Genomic DNA, 18694 nt, shown 5'->3' on the forward strand with positions numbered 1-18694 from the left:
AATGGCAATCTTTGAATACATCAACGGCTTCTACAATCCACGCAGAAGGCACTCAGCCCTCGGCTGGAAAAGCCCGGTCGCTTTCGAACGAAAGCTGGCTTAAACGAGCACTTGGGGCGGAACAAAAGCGGGACAGGTCCACCGGCATGGACGCTTCCGCGAGAGCGAACTGCTGCGCCACCTATTCGAAACGACCGTCGCCCGGTGCATTGAGGAAGGATTGGTCAGCGGTCAACGCATGGCGATTGATGCCAGCCTGATCGAAGCCGATGCCAACAAACAGAACTCGACACCGAAGGACGACTGGGATGCATCCACCGTCGATCCAATGGATGCGCCCCGCGCTGTACATGAGTATCTCGACACGCTGGATGAGGCCGATTTTGGTGCAGCCAGCCCGGTCCAGCCCAAATTCACATCGCATTCTGACCCGGCCAGCCAATGGACCGCTGCTCGTAAAGGTCCGGCTTTCTTTAGCTAACGGCCGCAACACAAGTCGCGCTCGTCCTGACAGGGCAAGCACCAGATTATCCGGTCAATGCACAAGCATTGCTCGAAGTAACACCATAATTGGAGGCATAAATGCCAGAAGTTTCCGCTGATCTCAGAGTCTTTAACGATTTTGAGCGTAACCCAGACCTGCTCAAGAAATTCGACGAAGTACTAAGTGCTTATTCTGTCGCAGCAATTTTTGCTGATGTGCAATATCGCACGGGTGTAATGGACAGTGCAATCAAGCCGGCCTTTCGGTCCAGAATCACCGGACAGGCCGTCACGGTGCAATTGTCCAAAGGTGATCTGGTCGATCCACTCAAGGCACTTGAAATGAGCCAGGAAGGCGATGTGATTGTGGTAGACGCAAGTGGCGATATCAACACATCGGTATGCGGTGGACTGATGGGCGGTTTGGCTCAGAACCGCGGCATCCGTGGCATGATCGTTGACGGCTCAGGGCGCGACACGGACGAGCTTGAAGATATCAATTGGCCGATCTGGACACGCGCAATCACCCCGCGCGGCACGCACACAATGTTTTCCGGGCGCAAAGAAGAACTTTCGATCAACGTGCCAATCGCATGCGGTGGCGTCGTCGTTAACCCCGGCGATTTTATCGTGGCCGACCTGATGGGCGTTGTTGTTGTGCCTTTGGCAACCGCGGAAGAAGTCGTGAGACTTGCGCAGGAACAAGCTGACCGCGAGGAAGAAACCCGAAAATGGGTCGCGAAAGGCAAAACAGTCGAGGATTTGTTGAATGAATTCGGTCGCATCTAAACCGGCATTGATTGGTATCGACTGGGGCACATCTTCGCTCCGCGCCTTCCTGATTGGCGCGGGCGGAGAGGTCTTGGATCAGGTCTCGAAGCCCGAAGGTATTATGCACGTCAAGAACGGCGATTTTGAGGGGTCATTCAGAGACCTCATAGGTCCTTGGGAAAATGCGACCAAATTGCCTGTCATCGCATCAGGCATGATTACCAGTCGAAATGGATGGTTCGAAACACCTTATGTGTCCGTGCCGTCTGGTGTTCAGGAACTCGCCGGAGCTCTTGTAAGGCACAAGTCGTCTGATGGAATGACTGTGACCTTTGTGACCGGTATGACAACCGATCATGATGGCGCGCAGCGCGGCGGGATTATTACCGATGCTTTTGCCGGGTCGGGTACGACGTTGCTGGCGGCCGCAGAGACTGGTCGGATCGGGATCGGTATGGAAATCGACCTGCACTACGCAGATCTGATCGTTCGCCGTCTGCAGGACGCAACCGGAGAAACGGCGGTCCACGCTGCGAGCTTCGAAAGTTTTGCGGCTGTCGGTGCGGAAGCTGGAGATGACACATGAGCGGCAAGGATAAGCACAGCTACGATGTCGGTTACGGCAAACCTCCCAAGAGCGGGCAGTTTCAGAAAGGGAAGTCGGGCAATCCGCGCGGCCGGCCGAAAGGGGCACGTGGCCTGAAAACCGATCTGAAAGCAGAGCTCGGTGAGCGGGTCACAATCACGGAAAATGGCCGGGCGCGAAAGCTGACCAAACAGCAACTTATGGTGAAACAGCTCACGGCGAAAGCGGTGAAAGGCGATATGCGCGCCATCAGCAAACTGGCGGAACTGGCCATATCGCTTTTGGGGCCGGAGGATGAAGTGCCGGTCAGCGCGTCGCGACTTTCACCAGAGGATGACGCCATCCTGCAGCAGTTCATGGACCGGCAAGACGGGAACCCGGGTGATGACTGACCGCCAGGCGCTCTTCGACGCCATATTGCAGCAAGATTTTCTAGCGTTTCTTTCAAAGGCGTTCACGACAGCCTCTGGGGGTGACAAATTCGTACCGAACTGGCACCACGATGCCATTGGGCATCAGCTGGGCCGGGTGGAGCGCGGCGCGGCCACACGTCTGATTGTCACCATGCCGCCACGCTACCTGAAATCCATTTCGATTTCGGTTGCCTGGGTTGCGTGGCGGCTGGGCCGCGATCCCGGGCTGAAATTCGTCTGCGTCAGCTATTCGGCCGAACTGGCCCAGAAACACGCAGGTGATTGCCGCGCGATCATGCAGACAGACTGGTATCAGCGCGTATTCCCCAACACCCGCCTGAAACGCGGCGGTGGGGCCGAAATGGACTTTGCGACCACAAAGGGCGGTGGCCGGCTGTCTACTTCGGTTGGTGGCACGCTGACCGGGCGCGGTGGCGACATCATCATCATCGATGATCCGATCAAACCTGATGAAGCCATGTCTGAAACTGCGCGGCGCAAGGTCATCCACTGGTATGCAAATACGCTTTCTTCGCGCCTGAACGATAAATCGAAAGGTGCGATCCTGCTGGTGATGCAGCGCCTGCATGAGGAAGATCTGGCGGGGCATCTGCTCGAGGCAGGTGGCTGGGATCATCTGAGCCTGCAGGCAATCGCGGAAACCAGTGAACATGTGCCGCTTGGCAGCGGGCGGATTCACGAACGGCAGTCAGGCGATGCCTTGCATCCGGAGCGTGAAGATGTGGCCCGCCTGAATGCGCTGAAAGGCGTGATGGGGTCAGCGACGTTTTCTGCACAGTATCAACAATCGCCGGTCCCGGCCGAAGGCCTGCATGTAAAGCGGGAGTGGTTCAGACAGTACAATGAAATGCCCGAGCGCCAGCCGGGAGATCTGATTGTTCAGAGCTGGAATACAGCCAGCAAAGACGGAGTGTTCAACGATTTCTCGGTCTGCATTACAGGGCTCGTCCGACAGCGCCAGGTTTTTATTCTGGATGTGTTTCGTGACAGGCTGCAGTTTCCAGATCTGCGCCGCCGAACTAATGATCTGGCGCGATCATGGCAGTCGGATATGCTATTGATCGAAGATGCGGCGAGCGGAGCGCAGCTGATCCAGGTTCTGCGCCATGAGGCCCTGCAGGGGGTGCCGACACCAATTGCGCGAAAACCCGAAGGCGACAAGGAAACGAGGTTTTCAGCCCAGACACACCGCATCGAGGCGGGCGATCTGCTGATGCCCGAAGAGGCGCCCTGGCTTGCCGGATTTGAACGCGAACTGCTCGGGTTCCCGAACCTGCGCCACGACGATCAGGTGGATGCCCTGACTCAACTCCTTTCGTGGCGATCGCCGCGCCGCGCCCGCGTCGCGATGATTCCGCCGCAGCTGATCCTACTGGAAGAGTAACGACGGCTTTCCCGTTTAATCGCGCTGATACCGCGCGGCGATCATCTCGGCCGCATCCAGCTTTCGGTCAACCTGTTGCAGGTGCTCACGCACCGACAACGCGGCAATGCGGGCCTTTTCGGCGTCTATCCACGGCAACTGCCCCTCAAGTGCGGCAAGGGCCGCGTCTTCAAGCCGGGCCGTCACTTCCGCAAACAGGCGCTGAACCGTATCTTTCGGGTCGTTTTCCATAGCGGTGACTGACGCTTCCTTTGGAAAGCAGGTCCAGTGATTTCTTTTGTGATCAGGATTAACCCGACATTCATCGAAATGTTTTCTGAATGTTCTTGCCTCACGGGAATCGTGTCGCCATAGTGACAAAAAAATTCCCCGCGAGACTGAATCGTGGCACCGGAGGACGCGCAGAATGACCGAATTCGAACTACTGTTACAGAAAACAGGGCATTCAGTCGCCGAAGCTGCAAAGATTCTCGGCTATTCTGAAGGGCATATCTACCGCTGGAAACGTGGTGAGGAAACCCCGCGCGAAGGTGCGATGAACCTTCTTCGTATGGAAGTCGATGCGCGTCAGCCGGAGACTTCCGGTGCGGCGTTTTCCTTTATCGATCTGTTTGCGGGGATTGGCGGGCTGCGCAAGGCTATGGCGAGCGCAGGCGGGCGTTGCGTGTTTACCTCGGAATGGGATCGGTTCGCCCAGCAGACCTATGATGCCAACTTTTCGGACAACCGCCCGATTGCCGGGGACATAACCGAAATCGAAGCCGAAGAGCTTCCCGAACATGACGTGCTGGTCGCGGGCTTTCCCTGTCAGCCGTTTTCAATTGCAGGGGTATCGAAAAAGAACGCTCTCGGCCGCGCTCACGGCTTTGATGATGAAACTCAGGGCACACTGTTTTTTGATGTGCTGCGGATCCTCAAGCATCACCGTCCCGCCGCCTTCATGCTCGAGAATGTGAAGAACCTGCGCAGCCATGACAAAGGCCGTACGTTCCAGGTCATCATGCGCAAACTGCGGGATGAGCTTGGCTACTATGTGCCGGAACCCCGCGTCATTGATGCCGCGCATTTCGTGCCTCAGCACCGGGAGAGGATCGTCATTGTGGGCTTCCGCGAGGAAGTGCCATTCAGTTTTGATGATGTTGTGTTGCCGCCTCACCGGGAGCGCCGCATGCGGGACATCCTGCACCCGGAGAACGGCAATGAGAACCCGGAGAGCCATTTCACGCTCGGCAATGACGCCGCCGTCAGCGGCAAATACACTCTGTCCGACAAGCTCTGGAAATACCTGCAGAACTATGCCGCGAAACACAAAGCCAAAGGCAACGGTTTTGGCTTTGGTCTGGTGGACGGTGACAGTATCGCCCGAACCCTGTCCGCCCGGTATTACAAGGATGGTTCGGAAATCCTGGTAAGCCGTGGCGAAGGCAACAATCCGCGCCGCCTGACGCCGCGCGAATGCGCCCGGCTGATGGGCTATCCTGAGGACTTCCGGATCCCCGTCTCGGATACCCAGGCCTATAAGCAGTTTGGCAACTCGGTGGCTGTCCCGGTTTTTGCCGAGGTCGCCCGTGTGATGGAGCCGCATGTCCGGTCAATTCTGGAAAATCAGAAGGCCGCACCGGTCCGCAAAGTTGGCTGACGTCCATGATAAGGCAACCCGCAGCCGTAACATGGCTGCAATCCGGGGCACTGACACCAAACCTGAAATGTTTATCCGCCGCGGGCTCCACGCCCGCGGTTTTCGTTCCGGCTGCATGACAGGAAACTGCCCGGCCGACCTGATCTTGTCTTTGCAAGGTACAAGGCAGTTGTGTTCGTGAACGGATGCTTCTGGCACGGGCATGATTGTCCGCTCTTCAAATGGCCTAAAACCCGCGAAGAGTTCTGGCGTGAGAAGATCGGGGGAAACCAACGTCGGGATGAGCAAGCGCTGAGTTCGCTTCGAGCCGCTGGCTGGCGGATTGCATGCGTCTGGGAGTGCGCGCTTAAAGGTCGTGGCAAGCTTCCGCGGGAAGACCTGATTGACAACATCTCCACATGGCTGTCCTCTGACCGGAAAGAAGCAACTTTCCGGGGCGGGGACACTGTCTGACAATCTGACATCATTGCTGGATCGCATGGCTGCAGCCGGCGCAACGGCATTTTATGCCAAACGGCTTGCTCCAAACGACAATTCCAAGAACCAGATCTATCTTGGTGGTGGTTTTGAAGCGCTCAACACTATTCCTCATGGACCGATAGAAACCGACAGCACGTCAAAGGCAGGCAGTGTGCGGGATCGGGCAAAAGCTGGAGTGCGGTTCTTTTGGATTGACGGGCAAGGTTTGTCACTGGCGCCGGATGTCTCTCTGATCCTTTATCCGAAATACCCTGAAGTGCGTATCTCCGGGCTCCTCAAAGGCGCAGAGCGGGCGCCTTCAGACCTGATGCGGTCACGAGACCCGGGGCGGGTTCTCTTCCTTGGCACATGTCCGGACGGTCGTGTCTTTGGTTTTGCTGCGGCCTGGTCTGATCCGATCGTGTCAGCCCTTGATGCAGCAGAGCTTCCCGAAACCACCGGGGTGTTTCTGAATCTGACCGGGTTACGAACCGGGATAACAGACACACGCACGGCGCTCATCAACCGGCTCAGGGAAATCCACCAGGCCGGGTGGATCAGGTCCAAAAAACTAGGCCCTCACGGACCGCAGCCCTATCAGGCCCAAAACGGCGGCGGATACACGCTTGAGGCAGAACTTGGCATTACCCCGAACGGCCATGCCGATCCCGACTACCTTGGCTGGGAGATCAAACAGTACGGTGTCCGTGACTTCATCAGGTTTGCACCCAAAAGCGTGGTCACCTTAATGACCCCCGAACCGACGGCCGGATACTACCGTGAGGCCGGGCCGGACGCATTTGTCCGGCGATTTGGCTATCCGGATCAGTCCGGCAAAGCCGACCGCATCAACTTTGGCGGCGCATACGCTATCGGCAAAGAGGCGAACGGGCTGACGGGACTGAGACTTGCTATCAGCGGCTATGATGGCCCCCAGGGCAAAATCACCGATATGGGGGGTGGTATTCATCTTGTCGATGCTGAGGGGACGCGAGCGGCAACCTGGGCCTTTGAAGGGCTGATTTCGCACTGGAACAGAAAGCACGCGCGCGCCTGTTACGTGCCATCAATCCGACAGGGGCCTCCATTTGAATACCAGTACGGCGGCCGCATCGAGATGTGCGAAGGAACGGATTTCTTTCTGTTTCTCAAGGCGGTTTCAGCGGGTGTCGTCTACTACGATCCTGCGCTCAAACTTGAGGGGGTGACATCAGCCAGACCCAAGCTCAAGCGACGGAGCCAGTTCCGGGTGCGGCATCAGGCACTGTCGGGGCTTTATCGAAAAGCTGAGCAGGAAATGCTGTGAAGACACTCATGAAGTGGCGGATTCCAGACCTTCGCTGCAGATGCGAACCACTCATGTCGGGACGGAAGAAGCCGACATTAAAACAACCTCGATTCCGCTTTTTTCTCTGCGTCGCCGCAAGTCCGCTCAGTGCCCCTTGTAGACATTCCTGCGCTGTAATCCGTTGGTGCCGTGAGCTAAATCCAGCCATTTTGCGAACACCAAATTTCTGAATCCCAGTTTTTGGCAATCGCACCATAAAATCAGCGTTATCGACGCATGCTTCTCCATTTTCTTACCGAAAAAAACTTCATTTAAAGGCTACGCTAATCGGGATCCCACCAAGTATTTCACCCAAATTAGTTGCTCTCTGGCTCCGACTAAACCGGCCGTTTTCGTTCAATCCACCGCCAATCAGCTTCACGACATCGGGCGATCCAGCGAACTTCGAGTGGCTTCCAGAACTGGAATTGCTAACCTTGGAAAGATCAATTGCGATAACACCAAGTTCTGCTAGCTCGTTGATATCCGATGCGCCAACGCGCGGAACACCTCCGGCGATACGGCGGGAAATGTTTAGAGCGCTGTCTTCCTCGGACAGCAAAACGTAGAACCTGTCGAATTTCGTATCGATTTGCTCTAGTTGGGCGCGGAACAGGTCCATATCGATATCAGGCGACGCTAGTATGATAGTCTGCAATCGCTCGTTAGCATTGAACCTGCCCGTCTGTACTGCATCTTTCATAGCTTCCATGGTAAGGAATGCCCCCATAGAATGCGCAAAAATATCGTACCCTTCTGCATTTGTGCGACCCAAAATCGAGCTTATTTCGGGTATTTTTGGTCTGGCAATCAGTGCACTATTCAAATCATACACATAGCGGGTGAGACTCGCGCCAGATGCCCAATCAAACAGCACCGGTACGCCTTGAAAACCGCTGTCCTCGACAAACTGGGCCAACCTTAGCAGTGCGTCACTTGTCGTATTGTTGTAGCCGTGTACGAAAAACAGAATGTCCCTTTGGCCTTTCGGGATTTTCTGCAGCTCGCGATTCACCGATGCAATGAAGGCCTCGTCACTTGCGTAGACTGTGGGCTCGACAATCGCGAATTCGGTTCTTGGATCAGGCGGCAGCCTTTTTGGTCGTTCTAGTTCGCCCACAACATGTGTAGGCGGAATCGATACCTGTACTGACGCGAGACCCAACTCTGGTGCGCGCTGAGCAGAGTAAAATGCGCCAACAGTTTCGGTCGCTTGCCGTGTTGATGCGATGAACACCTTTTGCCTGACCGCGGCCTCAATAGACGCGACCGGGACCTCAGGGTTATCCACTCCCACGAGTTCCGGAGGTGGAGAGCACGAAGCCAGCACCACGACCGCAGTAATGTAGAGCAGCCAGCGAAAATTGGCTCCGTTAGACCTCACCGATTTCAGCAAGCGTTTGGGATACCATCGAAAAATATACATTGGCATGTGACATCTCTCTTCTTTTCCAGTTCACGGACGATCGGGTCTGATCAAAGTCACTCTAAGATCCTCCGCAAACGCAGGCGCGAAGGTAAATGCTGAGACCCCAGCTATGAGCAGGACTTGGAGTTGTTGTTTTAGCGGTCTCATTGGATAAACCTTTCTATTGCATCGGTTCTATTTCGCCGGGTTGCCATGTCTTGTCGAACCAGGGCTCAAGCGGCCCATAGAGACGCAGAGCAGCGAACCAACCTTTTCCCGGCACGGTCTGAATCCAGTTTGCATCCTTGCCAGCAGGTGCTTCTGGTCCAAAATAAAGATCCACTGAGCCGTCTTTATTGACATCAAGCTCGTGCCGCTTGCTGTTCTTGGCTGGGAATGGCTGCTCAGTCTGAAGTTGCGAGCGCGTTTGCGGGTCGTATACGACGACCGACCAGAAATCCTTGGCGGGTACATCGGCAGGAATACTTATTTTGTAGGTTTTGCCGCCATCAGGGTATTCGCCGTTCGCATCAGTTGTGATCATCGCGTATTGCGAACCAGCCCCGACCATCTTGTTGACCATCGCCGGGGTGTTGACCGTGCCCATGTAGAACGTGAGGGTTCGAGCGTCCAAGTAACGACCTCCCAGGCCTTTGTCCCTCAAAAACTCGTGGCTGCCACCGACGAACGCAGCAAACCAACCACTATTCTCATACAAGAATGCCTCCTTCATCGGGCGGAAGAAGATCGCCCGTGCGGTAGCGTTTCCGACGGCCACAGCTTTGGTCAGCAGTGCCTTTGTCCGCGCATCTGGCTCAAACGGCTTCCCCTTCTGGATGCCGATAGAAGCGATCAATCCACGCGTTTCGGGATCAATCAGCGAAAGGGGTTCACGCTGAATGATGCTGTTCAATTCTTCATAGAAGTGAAAGTCATTGACGTGAATCGTGTTGAAGGGAACCTCAGAGCCGCTGATGAAATTCATCTCCGGCTGGTTACCTTTGTCCTTCAGGGGGTAGATTTTTAAGCCATTCCTGAACATGTCGTTGGCGACGTCAGGTTTGCCGTCAACGAGAAACCCGCGCAGGATCAGCCAGTTCACATATGTTGGCGACTTGACCACGATGTATGTCTTGCCGTCCACGTCGGCGAACTCGCCACCAATCGGTCCATCGAGATCGCCTTCGTAATCAGGCGGCAGGATCAGATACTTTCCACCCTTGCCCTGATCAAGGCCAGGGGCTCCCATATCGACGACGAAACGCTGCCATGCATCATCCACCGTTCCCGGACCAGTGCCCGGGGGGATCTCGACAACAGTCGGCCCATCCCTGTCCAACTCAAGGATAGCGGTCGCGTAAACCGTATCCGTATTGCCGGTAAGGAACAGCGGGTCCGAGTCCATCAACTTGTCAAAGAGGACGACGTCGCTTGCCCGCTTCGCCCCGATATCGACCCCACCCAGACGAATTGCCTCAATGGACGTGGCTGGTATCCCGCTCAGAAAGGCCTCCACGCCACGCATGAAGATTAAGTTGTCATAAACTTTCTGAACGGTTTCTTCATCAGGCATGCCATCAAAGAATTTCAGGTCTCCAATTGGCGTCTCTACATGATCGGGTGTCAGGATGGACTGTGGTATCTTGTTGTTGTAGCCCTGCGTGTTTTGCGCAACGCTCATTGTCCCAAGACCAAACAGCAGAAGAACGGCAATCACCGGCAGACTTTTTTTCCTTGTAGATTTAGTCATTTTCGTTCTCCCATTTTCTACACGCTGCGCTCGCGTAGCTATTTGCGAATGAGGCTCGAAGAGCCTTCGATCAGTTGCTCAGAGCCATAAAGAGTGGAAATCCAGATCCGAGCCAACGCCGTCTGAACGGGCTCCGGCGGGCTTCTGGGATGTCGACCAAACGCCTGGACGACGGTGTAGGCATCAAGACGATTGAGCGCCGTGGCGACCGGAAGAGCGTCAAATTTCGGAGTAAGGCCCTGGGCCTGGTCCGCCTCGATACGGGCACAAGCAGCTTCGTCAAACCGCTCCAAAAACCCAGTCCAGTCCTCATCAAAACGTTTGTCCATTGCGGCGGCATCGGTTATCGCCCGAAGGAAAGGCCCCCGCTGATAGCAAACGCCAACCATGCCGATAAGAGCCTCTTCAACGAGTTCGGACGGATCACCTGTACCCGAAATCCAAGGTTGGGCAGCCGTCAGGATTTCCTCTCCGATTATTTCCAACAAAACCTGCATCACGGCGCGCAGGTCTCTGAAATGTGGATAAAAAGCTGACCGGCTCAGACCTGCCGCGTCCATAATCTTTGCGACGGTCATATCGTTGAATGGATGCGACCAGACAAAGTCCAGTGCCGCATTCAAAATGGCAGCCCGTGTTCTGTCCGACTTGCGTATCTTTTGCGTGGGCTGTGGAAATATCTTTAGTGGGGATGGCAATACACTTTCTGACATAGTGTCAATTTATAATATCATCATGTCGCTCGTCAATGATTCTGATCAATAAGACACACGATTCTTAGGGATGGGTCCGGCACCTGAAGCCTAGATAGTGGGTGCGGCGAATGACCGGGAATGACCTTAGACTTGCATGCCGAGATGAGTGGTCGATTCGGGAAATTGTTCAACATCACCACTCCACAATTATCGTGTGGGAAAGTTTGATATAATGAACTTTGCTGCAGATGCATCGGGCCGGTTTGTCCGCTTCACGTCGATCAAGCCGAAAAAATGCTGCATGATGCACGAACGTCAGCAATGCGAAAGCTGCAGCGCGGCATCAGATCGGCCGACGAGCGGCAACTGTGGGCCGTCCCTGTCTTTTCCAGTACATATGGACTGGACTTCATGCGGTCCGCAAGCATGTGTGTCGGCCATGGAGAAGGATACGAAATATAATTTTGGCGAAGCATTCGCGCGGCTGACTTGTTTGCTGGAGGATGCGGCAGGTTTGGCGGCAGACGGGCAGTCCCCCCGGTTGAAAGCAATGACACGGGTTCATATTAGCGATGCGCTTGAAACAGCCCTTCACGCGGTGGGTGCCGTTTTGAATGAGATCAGGGCGGAGCTGGATCAGTAAAAACAATCCTGGAATTCACCGCCCGGCCAGTCCGGGCCAGTCTCAGTGCAAGGCTGCGGAAGAACCGTGGTCACTTACAGGAGACAGACATGATCAACCCCAAGCCGCAAACCAAACGTGCACAGCTTACGAAGCTGATCAAGCGCAAGTCAGGCGCGTCAATCGACGCGATCGGGCGAAAGCTGGAGTGGCAGCCCCATACAATCCGTGCCGAAATCTCACGCCTGCGCAAACTGGGATTAGCCGTAACCTGTACTCCCTCATCAAAAGGGCCAGTGTATCGGGTGCATGAACCGGAGCAAAACTGATGATTGCAGACCTGGAGCGCAGGATCGAAGATACCGAGACCTGGGATCACGCGCGCTGTCACGATGCCTGGATTGCAATGACGGGTACCATGCCGGGGTCGCGCCTGTCGCTGAGGTTCTTGCGCAAAGCCCTGGCCTTTGAACTTCAGTGCAAAGAGCTGGGCGGGCATACCGCGGCAATCCGGCGACAGTTCAGAGCAGGTGTCAGGTCTGCAGCTGCGTCCACACAGGCTCTTACCCCCGGCACGCAACTGGTGCGGGAATGGAATGGTCGGGTCTATCGGGTAAAGGTCACAGCGGACGGCTTTGAGATGGATGGCCAGAATTATTCTTCCCTCAGTGCCGTTGCGAAACGGATCACCGGAGCCGAGTGGAGCGGGCCGCGGTTCTTTGGCCTGAACAAACACAAGCCATGAAACGGGTCCGCTGCGCCATTTACACCCGCAAGAGTTCAGAAGATGGATTGGAACAGGACTTCAACTCGCTGGATGCCCAACGTGAGGCCTGTGAAGCCTATATCTCCAGTCAGAGGCATGAGGGCTGGGAACTGCTCCCGGATCATTACGATGACGGCGGCATCTCGGGCGGGCATCTTGAGCGCCCAGCGTTGCTACGGCTGATGCAGGCGGTGGATGCAAAGCAGGTCGACCAGATTGTCGTTTACAAGATAGACCGGCTGACCCGATCATTGGCCGACTTTGCGAAACTGGTGGATCGGTTGGATACAGCAGAGGCGTCCTTTGTCTCTGTGACGCAATCCTTCAATACAGCCACCAGCATGGGCCGATTGACGCTGAATGTGCTGCTCAGCTTCGCTCAGTTTGAGCGCGAGGTCACGGCCGAGCGTATCCGGGACAAGATCGCCGCATCCAAACGCAAAGGGTTGTGGATGGGTGGGAACGTGCCGCTTGGCTACGAGCCTGACGGGCGAACCTTGCGGATCAACCCGGATGAGGCCGAGGTGGTTCGCAAGATCTATGATCTCTATGATGATTGGGGCGCCATGAACTTTGTACGCGAGGCCGCTGCCCGGCTGGACCTGCGGTCGAAATCCAGGCGCGCACCAGACGGCAAACAGCGAGGCGGCAACCTCATGTCCCGCGGACAACTACACCACATCCTGACCAACCCGATTTATGCCGGACGCATCCGACACAAAGGAAAGGCGTTTGAGGGGCAGCATCCGGCAATCATTGATCCCGTGCGATGGGATGCATTGCAGGAACGATTGAGCGATGGTGCTGTGAAAGCACGTCGATCAAAACAGCACCGTGATCCGTCTCCGCTTGCCGGAAAGATTGTGGATGAGGCGGGGGATCGGCTCACTCCCAGCCATACGAAGAAGGGCGACAAGCGGTATAGGTACTATATCTCACAAAAGCTGGTGACCGGTGTCACACGTTTGGATGAGAAACAGCGGACATGGCGTATTCCGGCACTCCAGGTGGAAAGCGCCATTGCCACCGCGGTGCAGAAACGGATCACGCAGCTTTCTGAGGCGGCGAACGTCCAACAATTTCCCGGAATTGAAACACCGGTACACGATGCAAAAGAAGCTTTGAACGTAGTCGAACGGGTTCGCATCGCGCGTGGCCAGCTAACGGCCGATCTGAGTGCTTGCGAAGTGCACAAACTAATTGGTGCCGAATTGGATTGCGATCCTGGCGACCTCACACTCGACCTGCCATTTACCGAGCGTAGGCGCGGCGTTGAAATGAAACTGGTGGTTGGCAACGATGCCGCTGAAGTCGATGAGAAACTGCTCGCCAACATCATTCGGGCCAACCAATGGTACCTACGCCTGAAGGAAGGCAAGAGCTTTGAGACCATTGCTGCCGAAGCAGGCACCTCAAAACGTCGGGTTCAGCAGGTCATCGATATCGCATTTCTCGCGCCAGACATCGTTTGTGATATCACCAATGGTACCCAGCCCATGGGCCTGACGTCAGACTGGTGCCTGCGCCACGACCTGCCTTCCGATTGGCAGACGCAACGTAAGCGCATCACAACCCTCTGAAATCCCTGCTTCGCGTATCGCGGAAATCGCCTGTCCAGACGGATGCGTTATCGACGGTCGTAAACCCGAAGGATTTGCGTCTGACCAAGCCGTTCCCCGCCATAACCTACGGAAACCACGCAGCAATTCAGTCGCGCGTCTGGTATCATAGGTTTTGAAAGAATGGTTGGCTGGGGTGGTAGGATTCGAACCTACGATCTCCTGTACCAAAAACAGTTGCCCTACCGCTAGGCCACACCCCATCCGTGGGGGGCTAATTAATGGGGGAACGGGGCGGGTGCAAGGGCTGAAATGAACTTTTTGATGCATTTATTGGAACACGACTTTGACGAAGACCCCCGGGCCTGATTTGCGAAGGGAAACACGTGACAGACCCGACGTCACATTCAATTGCGAGCATGGACAAGGATAGCGCGTTTCGTCCATGCTGACATGCAAACAGAGCCTTTGGAGGATCGATATGGAACTGGGATTGCGTCCGGAAATGCGTCAGCTACTGGAACGGGTCAAAGAGATGATCCAAACGGATATTCTACCTTTGGAGGATGCGTTTCAGGCTGAAATCGGCAAGGGCGATCGGTGGACATATACGCCGCGACAGGCGGAAATTCTTGAGGGGTTGAAAGCACTTGCTAGGGAGCGTGGGCTTTGGAATTTCTGGTTGACGGACAGCACCCGTGGGTTCGGTTTAACGACTGTGGAATATGCGTATTTCGCCGAGGAAATGGGAAAAACGCCACTGGGAGCAGAGGTTTTCAATTGCTCGGCCCCAGACACGGGAAACATGGAAGTGTTTGAGCGCTATGGCTCTGCTGAGATGAAAGAGCAGTGGCTGAAACCCTTGTTAGAGGGGGACATTCGGTCTGCCTATCTGATGACCGAGCCGGACGTGGCGAGCTCGGATGCGACAAACATTTCAATGCCTTGCGTTCTGGACGGCGACGAATATGTCTTAAACGGAGAAAAATACTGGGCCTCTGGGGCAGGGGATCCGCGCTGCAAGGTCTATATCGTGATGGTTAAAACCGGAGGCGATGAGCAGCCGGTTTATAATCGCCAATCGATGATTGTTGTGCCCGCTGATACACCCGGGATAGAGATTTTGCGGCCCATGTTGGTATATGGTCACGATGACGCGCCGCATGGTCATATGCACATTCGGTTCACTGATGTGCGCGTGCCCAAAGCCCAAATTTTATTGGGCGAAGGGCGCGGTTTTGAGATCGCTCAGGGGCGGTTGGGGCCGGGGCGGATACATCATTGTATGCGCGCGATTGGACAGGCTGAAGCGGCGTTGGAACGGATGTGTCGCAGGGCGCTGGACCGGGAGGCGTTTGGTAAGCCGATTGCGCATCTGGGTGCCAATTATGACATCATCGCCAATTGCCGGATAGAGATCGAACAAGCGCGTCTTTTGTGCCTGAAAACGGCGTGGGTGATGGATCAGGGCGACGCCCGCGCAGCCGCGCCCTGGATCAGTCAAATCAAGGTGTTAGCGCCGAATGTGGCGCTGAAAGTGATTGACGAGGCCGTGCAGATGTTTGGCGGGACCGGCATATCACAGGACACGCCTTTGGCGCATGCCTGGACACATGTGCGGACCTTGAGGCTGGCCGATGGGCCGGACGCGGTGCACCGCCGTCAGGTTGCCCGTACTGAGCTGAAAAAATACACGCAGCAAAAGGTCTGAAACCAGCATCGGCAGCGCGTCGGTATCACGTCGGTATTGCGTCGGTTTGAAATTTCGGGGGTCCGATCCCCCGGAGTTTTCAGATCAGCGGCACCAAGGGTACACCGCCACAAGCGGCCAATGTCAGAAGGGTGGTCAGCAATAGAATAATGCGCATGTCGGTTGTCCTGTTCTGCCCGGGCCTGTTTGCGCACATCGGCGCGACCTTTGGCAAGACCTCAACGCAAACTTTGCGCGCTAAAGCACATCGCGAAAAACCTGAATCACTCAAAGTTGCCTGAAATCAGAGATTTCAACGCGTTAAGTGATGCTTGATGTATCAAGTATTCGGCGAAGTGCTTTAGTCTATTCTTCGCCGCATTGCGCCAATGCTTTGATCCGGGCCTCATCCGGGCGATGGTCAGACCAAGCCGTGTCGGGCAGCGCATAGAGCGCGTCTTGCAGCTCAAGCAATTGCTCTGGCGTGCGCACCAGCTTTTTACGCAATCGTCTCATGGCGTAACAATCGGCCTCGGCCTCGGTATTGTAAGCCGGTGTGAGCGCGTGGTGCCCACATTCATGCGCCAACCAGAATTCCCGCGCCATTGGCGGATAGCTCTCTAATATTTCCGGGTTCAGCAGGATCACGGCCCGACCGCGCGCATTTTCGGTCGCGCCGCCGATGGTTTCAAGCGTCACGTCGCCAAGATAGGGCACTTCCATACCTTGCCATGACCGGCATGTCATCGGTTTGGCAAACGCCATCGGGGCATTCAGGCAGAGCAAAAGTGTGAGGCCAATGGTTTTCATAAGGTGGCTCCTGTCAATTGAGAGGACATTACCAAGGGCAGTCGCGTTGCGAGACGACTTTGGTCAAGCATTCAGGCGAAAAATCATAATCTGACGGATGACTGATACCGGGCCAGAGGTGCCTGTCTCAATAGTCGTCTGCCGCCTGCGCCAGACCCGAGGCAACAGCGGTGAAAACCTCGTTAAAGCTGTGCCTCGCATTGGGGACATGTGGCGTGACGGTATCAGCCACGAGGTTGAGCAGACTGGAACCACCGACATAGATCACCTGATCCACGTCCGCGCCCTGGATTTGCGCCAGTTGAAGGGTTTCGCCCACACCGCGCTCTAGGTCTTTTGCGTATTGGGTAAGAATGTCGGTCAGGGACGGGGCGTCCAACGACAGCGACAAGCCCCGTTCGATGATGCCAAGGTCAATATGGGCGTTTGGATCGCTGCTGTTGGCGGCAATTTTTCCACGCTCGACCTCAAAGGCGATTTCATGACCCAGTTCATCGCGCAATACATCTGACAGCCGCGAAAACTTGTCAGGCTCCTGTGCCTGACGCAGCATATCTGCGACCTGACGGCGGGTCTGGGCGGAATAGAGGAACGGGATTTTTTCCCATGTCGCCAGATCAAGAAAAACGGCGTTGGGCGCGGGCAGGACCCCAGAGCCAAACGCGTTGCGCAAAAGGCTGTCTTTGCCCAAGAGCGGCATGACCCGGCTAAAGCTGATCGCGCCGTCAAAATCGGTGCCCCCGATGCGCACGCCGTGGTTGGCCAGAATATCTATGCCGGACGCGGTTTTGCGAAATATCGAAAAGTCAGATGTACCACCGCCGATGTCTACAATCAGCCCAATCGCGCCGATTTCCTGAACCGAGCCATTCGCGACGGCAGCGGCGGCGGGTTCGGCGAGAAAGCTGACATCGCTAAACCCGGCAGCATGGTAGCAGGCGCGCAGGTCTTCCTGGGCCTGTGCCTCTCGTGGGTCGTTGGTGCCGTGAAACACCACCGGACGCCCGGACAGGGCGCGGTCAAACCGCAGGCCGGTTTCGGCCTCGGCCTGTGTTTTGATGTGGCGCAGGAAGCGGGCAATAATGTCGACAAAGGTGACACGTTCGTTCAGAAGCTGGCGCTTTTCATGCATCAGCGACGTGCCCAGAACACGTTTGAGTGCGCGCATAAAGCGGCCCTCTTCTCCGGCAAAAAGCGCGCGGTTGGCGGGTTCGCCCAGCAGAGTTTTACGGGTTTCAAAATCAAAGAAAAACGTGGTTGGCAGGGTGGTCTGACCCGGCGCAAATTCGATCAGGTGGGGCTGTCCGTCCTGCAGGTAACCGGCGGCCGAATTTGATGTGCCAAAGTCGATGCCCAGGGCGCGCGTGGTATCGGCCATTTTGGTGCTCCTGCCTGAGTGTTGGAGCGCGGGTGTTTAGGGACTGGGCGTGGGGGTGTCAAGCTGACCATTGACAGAGGTTGTGCAGACACGCTCTATCGCCCGAGGCGGGCTGTGATTTGCCGCAACTCCAGTTCACCAGAGAAAGCGCGGCCATGGACGTTTACACAATAACATTGCTGACGCTTGGGGCACTGACGGCCGGGTTTGTGAACGGGTTTGCCGGGTTTGGCACGGCGCTGGTTGCGTCCGGGTTCTGGTTTCTGGTGTTGCCCCCCGAGATCGTGCCGCCGCTGATTGTCGTCGCGGCGCTGGCGGGGCAGTTTGTTGGGCTTTGGAAGCTTGCGGGCAGGTTGTCGTGGTCAAAATCGACCTATCTGATTTCGGGCGGCGTGTTTGGCGTGCCGGTCGGCACGTTGTTGTTGACCATTCTCGATCCGAACACTGTGAAGATGGCGATTGGAGGGATGCTGCTGTGCTATTCGCTCGTTCAATTCAGGGGCTTGTCTGATCTGAAATTACCGGTGCACAGAGATGGCATTGCTGACAGGGGGATAGGGTTTGTCAGCGGTATTCTGGGCGGGATTGCAGGGTTGTCGGGCGTTTTGCCGATGATCTGGTTGCAGGTGAACAAGCTGTCATCGGCAGAGCAGCGGGCGCGATATCAGCCGTTCAACTTGCTGATCTTGGGTTTTGCGGCCGTGGCGATGGGTTTTGTGGGCAAGTTCAATGCTGCGTTGTTGCCTTATGCGTTGATTGCCGTGCCGTTCAGCCTGTTGGGGGCATTTATCGGGGTGCGGGCTTATGTAGGCGTGTCCGAAAACACGTTCCGACAGATTGTGCTGGGGCTGTTGTTTCTGTCTGGCTGCGTGATTGTTGCGCAGACGGTCATGGGATAGCGTTTGTGGGCAAGGCCTGCGGGACAGGCCCTGC

General features: G+C 55.9%; 20 protein-coding genes, 1 tRNA gene and 2 pseudogenes. 16 read left to right on the top strand and 7 right to left on the bottom strand.

Going from position 1 to position 18694, the window contains the following annotated elements; all coding sequences use genetic code 11:
- The 6 genes and pseudogenes from ABJI08_RS14335 to terL form a co-directional block, all read left to right on the top strand.
- Positions 1–103: IS3 family transposase (locus ABJI08_RS14335; RefSeq protein WP_348402763.1), on the top strand; the 103-nt coding region annotated here is incomplete at its 5' end.
- 36 nt (positions 104–139) lie between these two features.
- A pseudogene (locus ABJI08_RS14340) lies at positions 140–478 on the top strand (IS5/IS1182 family transposase); the annotation flags it as partial.
- Between the two features lie 104 nt (positions 479–582).
- Positions 583–1272: an RraA family protein gene (locus tag ABJI08_RS14345; RefSeq protein WP_348402528.1), complete on the top strand. Its 690-nt coding sequence runs from the start codon at positions 583–585 to the stop codon at positions 1270–1272.
- A complete protein-coding gene (locus ABJI08_RS14350; protein WP_348402529.1) occupies positions 1253–1840 on the top strand; it encodes a 2-dehydro-3-deoxygalactonokinase in 588 nt (195 codons plus the stop codon). The genes ABJI08_RS14345 and ABJI08_RS14350 overlap by 20 nt, the downstream gene beginning before the upstream one ends.
- Positions 1837–2232, top strand: a complete 396-nt coding sequence (locus tag ABJI08_RS14355; protein ID WP_348402530.1) for a DUF5681 domain-containing protein — start codon at positions 1837–1839, stop codon at positions 2230–2232. Before ABJI08_RS14350 ends, ABJI08_RS14355 begins: the two co-directional genes overlap by 4 nt.
- Entirely contained in the window at positions 2225–3658 is a 1434-nt protein-coding gene (gene terL, locus ABJI08_RS14360) for a phage terminase large subunit (RefSeq protein ID WP_348402531.1), read from the top strand. Before ABJI08_RS14355 ends, terL begins: the two co-directional genes overlap by 8 nt.
- Before the next feature lie 15 nt (positions 3659–3673).
- On the opposite strand, the gene ABJI08_RS14365 is transcribed toward terL, so the two are convergent.
- On the bottom strand, positions 3674–3889 hold the full coding sequence (locus ABJI08_RS14365; protein WP_348402532.1) for a hypothetical protein: 216 nt from the start codon (positions 3887–3889) through the stop codon (positions 3674–3676).
- 175 nt (positions 3890–4064) lie between these two features.
- Between ABJI08_RS14365 and dcm the strand changes: the two genes are divergently transcribed.
- The 4 genes and pseudogenes from dcm (at position 4065) to ABJI08_RS14385 (ending at position 7062) form a co-directional block, all read left to right on the top strand.
- Positions 4065–5297: a DNA (cytosine-5-)-methyltransferase gene (gene dcm / locus ABJI08_RS14370; protein WP_348402533.1), complete on the top strand. Its 1233-nt coding sequence runs from the start codon at positions 4065–4067 to the stop codon at positions 5295–5297.
- Positions 5298–5328: 31 nt separating this feature from the next.
- A pseudogene (locus tag ABJI08_RS14375) lies at positions 5329–5447 on the top strand (very short patch repair endonuclease); the annotation flags it as partial.
- A complete protein-coding gene (gene vsr / locus ABJI08_RS14380) occupies positions 5424–5750 on the top strand; it encodes a DNA mismatch endonuclease Vsr (protein WP_348402764.1) in 327 nt (108 codons plus the stop codon). The pseudogene ABJI08_RS14375 and the gene vsr, both read left to right, overlap by 24 nt.
- Entirely contained in the window at positions 5680–7062 is a 1383-nt protein-coding gene (locus ABJI08_RS14385) for an MvaI/BcnI family restriction endonuclease (protein WP_348402534.1), read from the top strand. Before vsr ends, ABJI08_RS14385 begins: the two co-directional genes overlap by 71 nt.
- Before the next feature lie 289 nt (positions 7063–7351).
- Here ABJI08_RS14385 and ABJI08_RS14390 read toward each other — a convergent pair whose 3' ends face one another.
- From ABJI08_RS14390 to ABJI08_RS14400, 3 genes are all read right to left on the bottom strand, one after another.
- A complete protein-coding gene (locus ABJI08_RS14390) occupies positions 7352–8509 on the bottom strand; it encodes an alpha/beta hydrolase (protein ID WP_348402535.1) in 1158 nt (385 codons plus the stop codon).
- Positions 8510–8672: 163 nt separating this feature from the next.
- The gene (locus ABJI08_RS14395; protein WP_348402536.1) at positions 8673–10241 is read right to left on the bottom strand and encodes a DUF1254 domain-containing protein; all 1569 of its coding nucleotides are present in this window, start codon (positions 10239–10241) and stop codon (positions 8673–8675) included.
- Between the two features lie 38 nt (positions 10242–10279).
- Positions 10280–10954 (bottom strand): TetR/AcrR family transcriptional regulator, encoded by a 675-nt coding sequence (locus tag ABJI08_RS14400; RefSeq protein WP_348402537.1) that lies wholly within the window; start codon positions 10952–10954, stop codon positions 10280–10282.
- A gap of 148 nt (positions 10955–11102) precedes the next feature.
- Between ABJI08_RS14400 and ABJI08_RS14405 the strand changes: the two genes are divergently transcribed.
- The 4 genes from ABJI08_RS14405 (at position 11103) to ABJI08_RS14420 (ending at position 13904) form a co-directional block, all read left to right on the top strand.
- Complete coding sequence (locus ABJI08_RS14405) at positions 11103–11579, top strand: hypothetical protein (protein ID WP_348402538.1); 477 nt, start codon at positions 11103–11105, stop codon at positions 11577–11579.
- Between the two features lie 89 nt (positions 11580–11668).
- Positions 11669–11887 (top strand): DUF3489 domain-containing protein, encoded by a 219-nt coding sequence (locus tag ABJI08_RS14410; RefSeq protein WP_348402539.1) that lies wholly within the window; start codon positions 11669–11671, stop codon positions 11885–11887.
- A complete protein-coding gene (locus ABJI08_RS14415; RefSeq protein ID WP_348402540.1) occupies positions 11887–12303 on the top strand; it encodes a DUF2924 domain-containing protein in 417 nt (138 codons plus the stop codon). The genes ABJI08_RS14410 and ABJI08_RS14415 overlap by 1 nt, the downstream gene beginning before the upstream one ends.
- A complete protein-coding gene (locus ABJI08_RS14420) occupies positions 12300–13904 on the top strand; it encodes a recombinase family protein (protein ID WP_348402541.1) in 1605 nt (534 codons plus the stop codon). Before ABJI08_RS14415 ends, ABJI08_RS14420 begins: the two co-directional genes overlap by 4 nt.
- Before the next feature lie 167 nt (positions 13905–14071).
- Here ABJI08_RS14420 and ABJI08_RS14425 read toward each other — a convergent pair.
- Positions 14072–14146: transfer RNA gene (locus ABJI08_RS14425), tRNA-Gln, on the bottom strand.
- 212 nt (positions 14147–14358) lie between these two features.
- Between ABJI08_RS14425 and ABJI08_RS14430 the strand changes: the two genes are divergently transcribed.
- Entirely contained in the window at positions 14359–15594 is a 1236-nt protein-coding gene (locus ABJI08_RS14430; protein ID WP_348402765.1) for an acyl-CoA dehydrogenase family protein, read from the top strand.
- Between the two features lie 345 nt (positions 15595–15939).
- Here the strand turns inward: ABJI08_RS14430 and ABJI08_RS14435 are convergent, their stop codons facing one another.
- Complete coding sequence (locus ABJI08_RS14435) at positions 15940–16383, bottom strand: hypothetical protein (RefSeq protein ID WP_348402542.1); 444 nt, start codon at positions 16381–16383, stop codon at positions 15940–15942.
- Positions 16384–16510: 127 nt separating this feature from the next.
- Entirely contained in the window at positions 16511–17761 is a 1251-nt protein-coding gene (locus ABJI08_RS14440; protein ID WP_348402543.1) for an Hsp70 family protein, read from the bottom strand.
- A 155-nt stretch (positions 17762–17916) separates the two neighbouring features.
- On the opposite strand from ABJI08_RS14440, the gene ABJI08_RS14445 reads away from it, so the two are divergent.
- Positions 17917–18660, top strand: a complete 744-nt coding sequence (locus ABJI08_RS14445; RefSeq protein ID WP_348402544.1) for a sulfite exporter TauE/SafE family protein — start codon at positions 17917–17919, stop codon at positions 18658–18660.
- Positions 18661–18694 lie beyond the last annotated feature (34 nt).

The organism is Shimia sp. (genome assembly GCF_039969785.1).
In the GTDB taxonomy this organism is placed as follows: Bacteria; Pseudomonadota; Alphaproteobacteria; order Rhodobacterales; family Rhodobacteraceae; genus Shimia.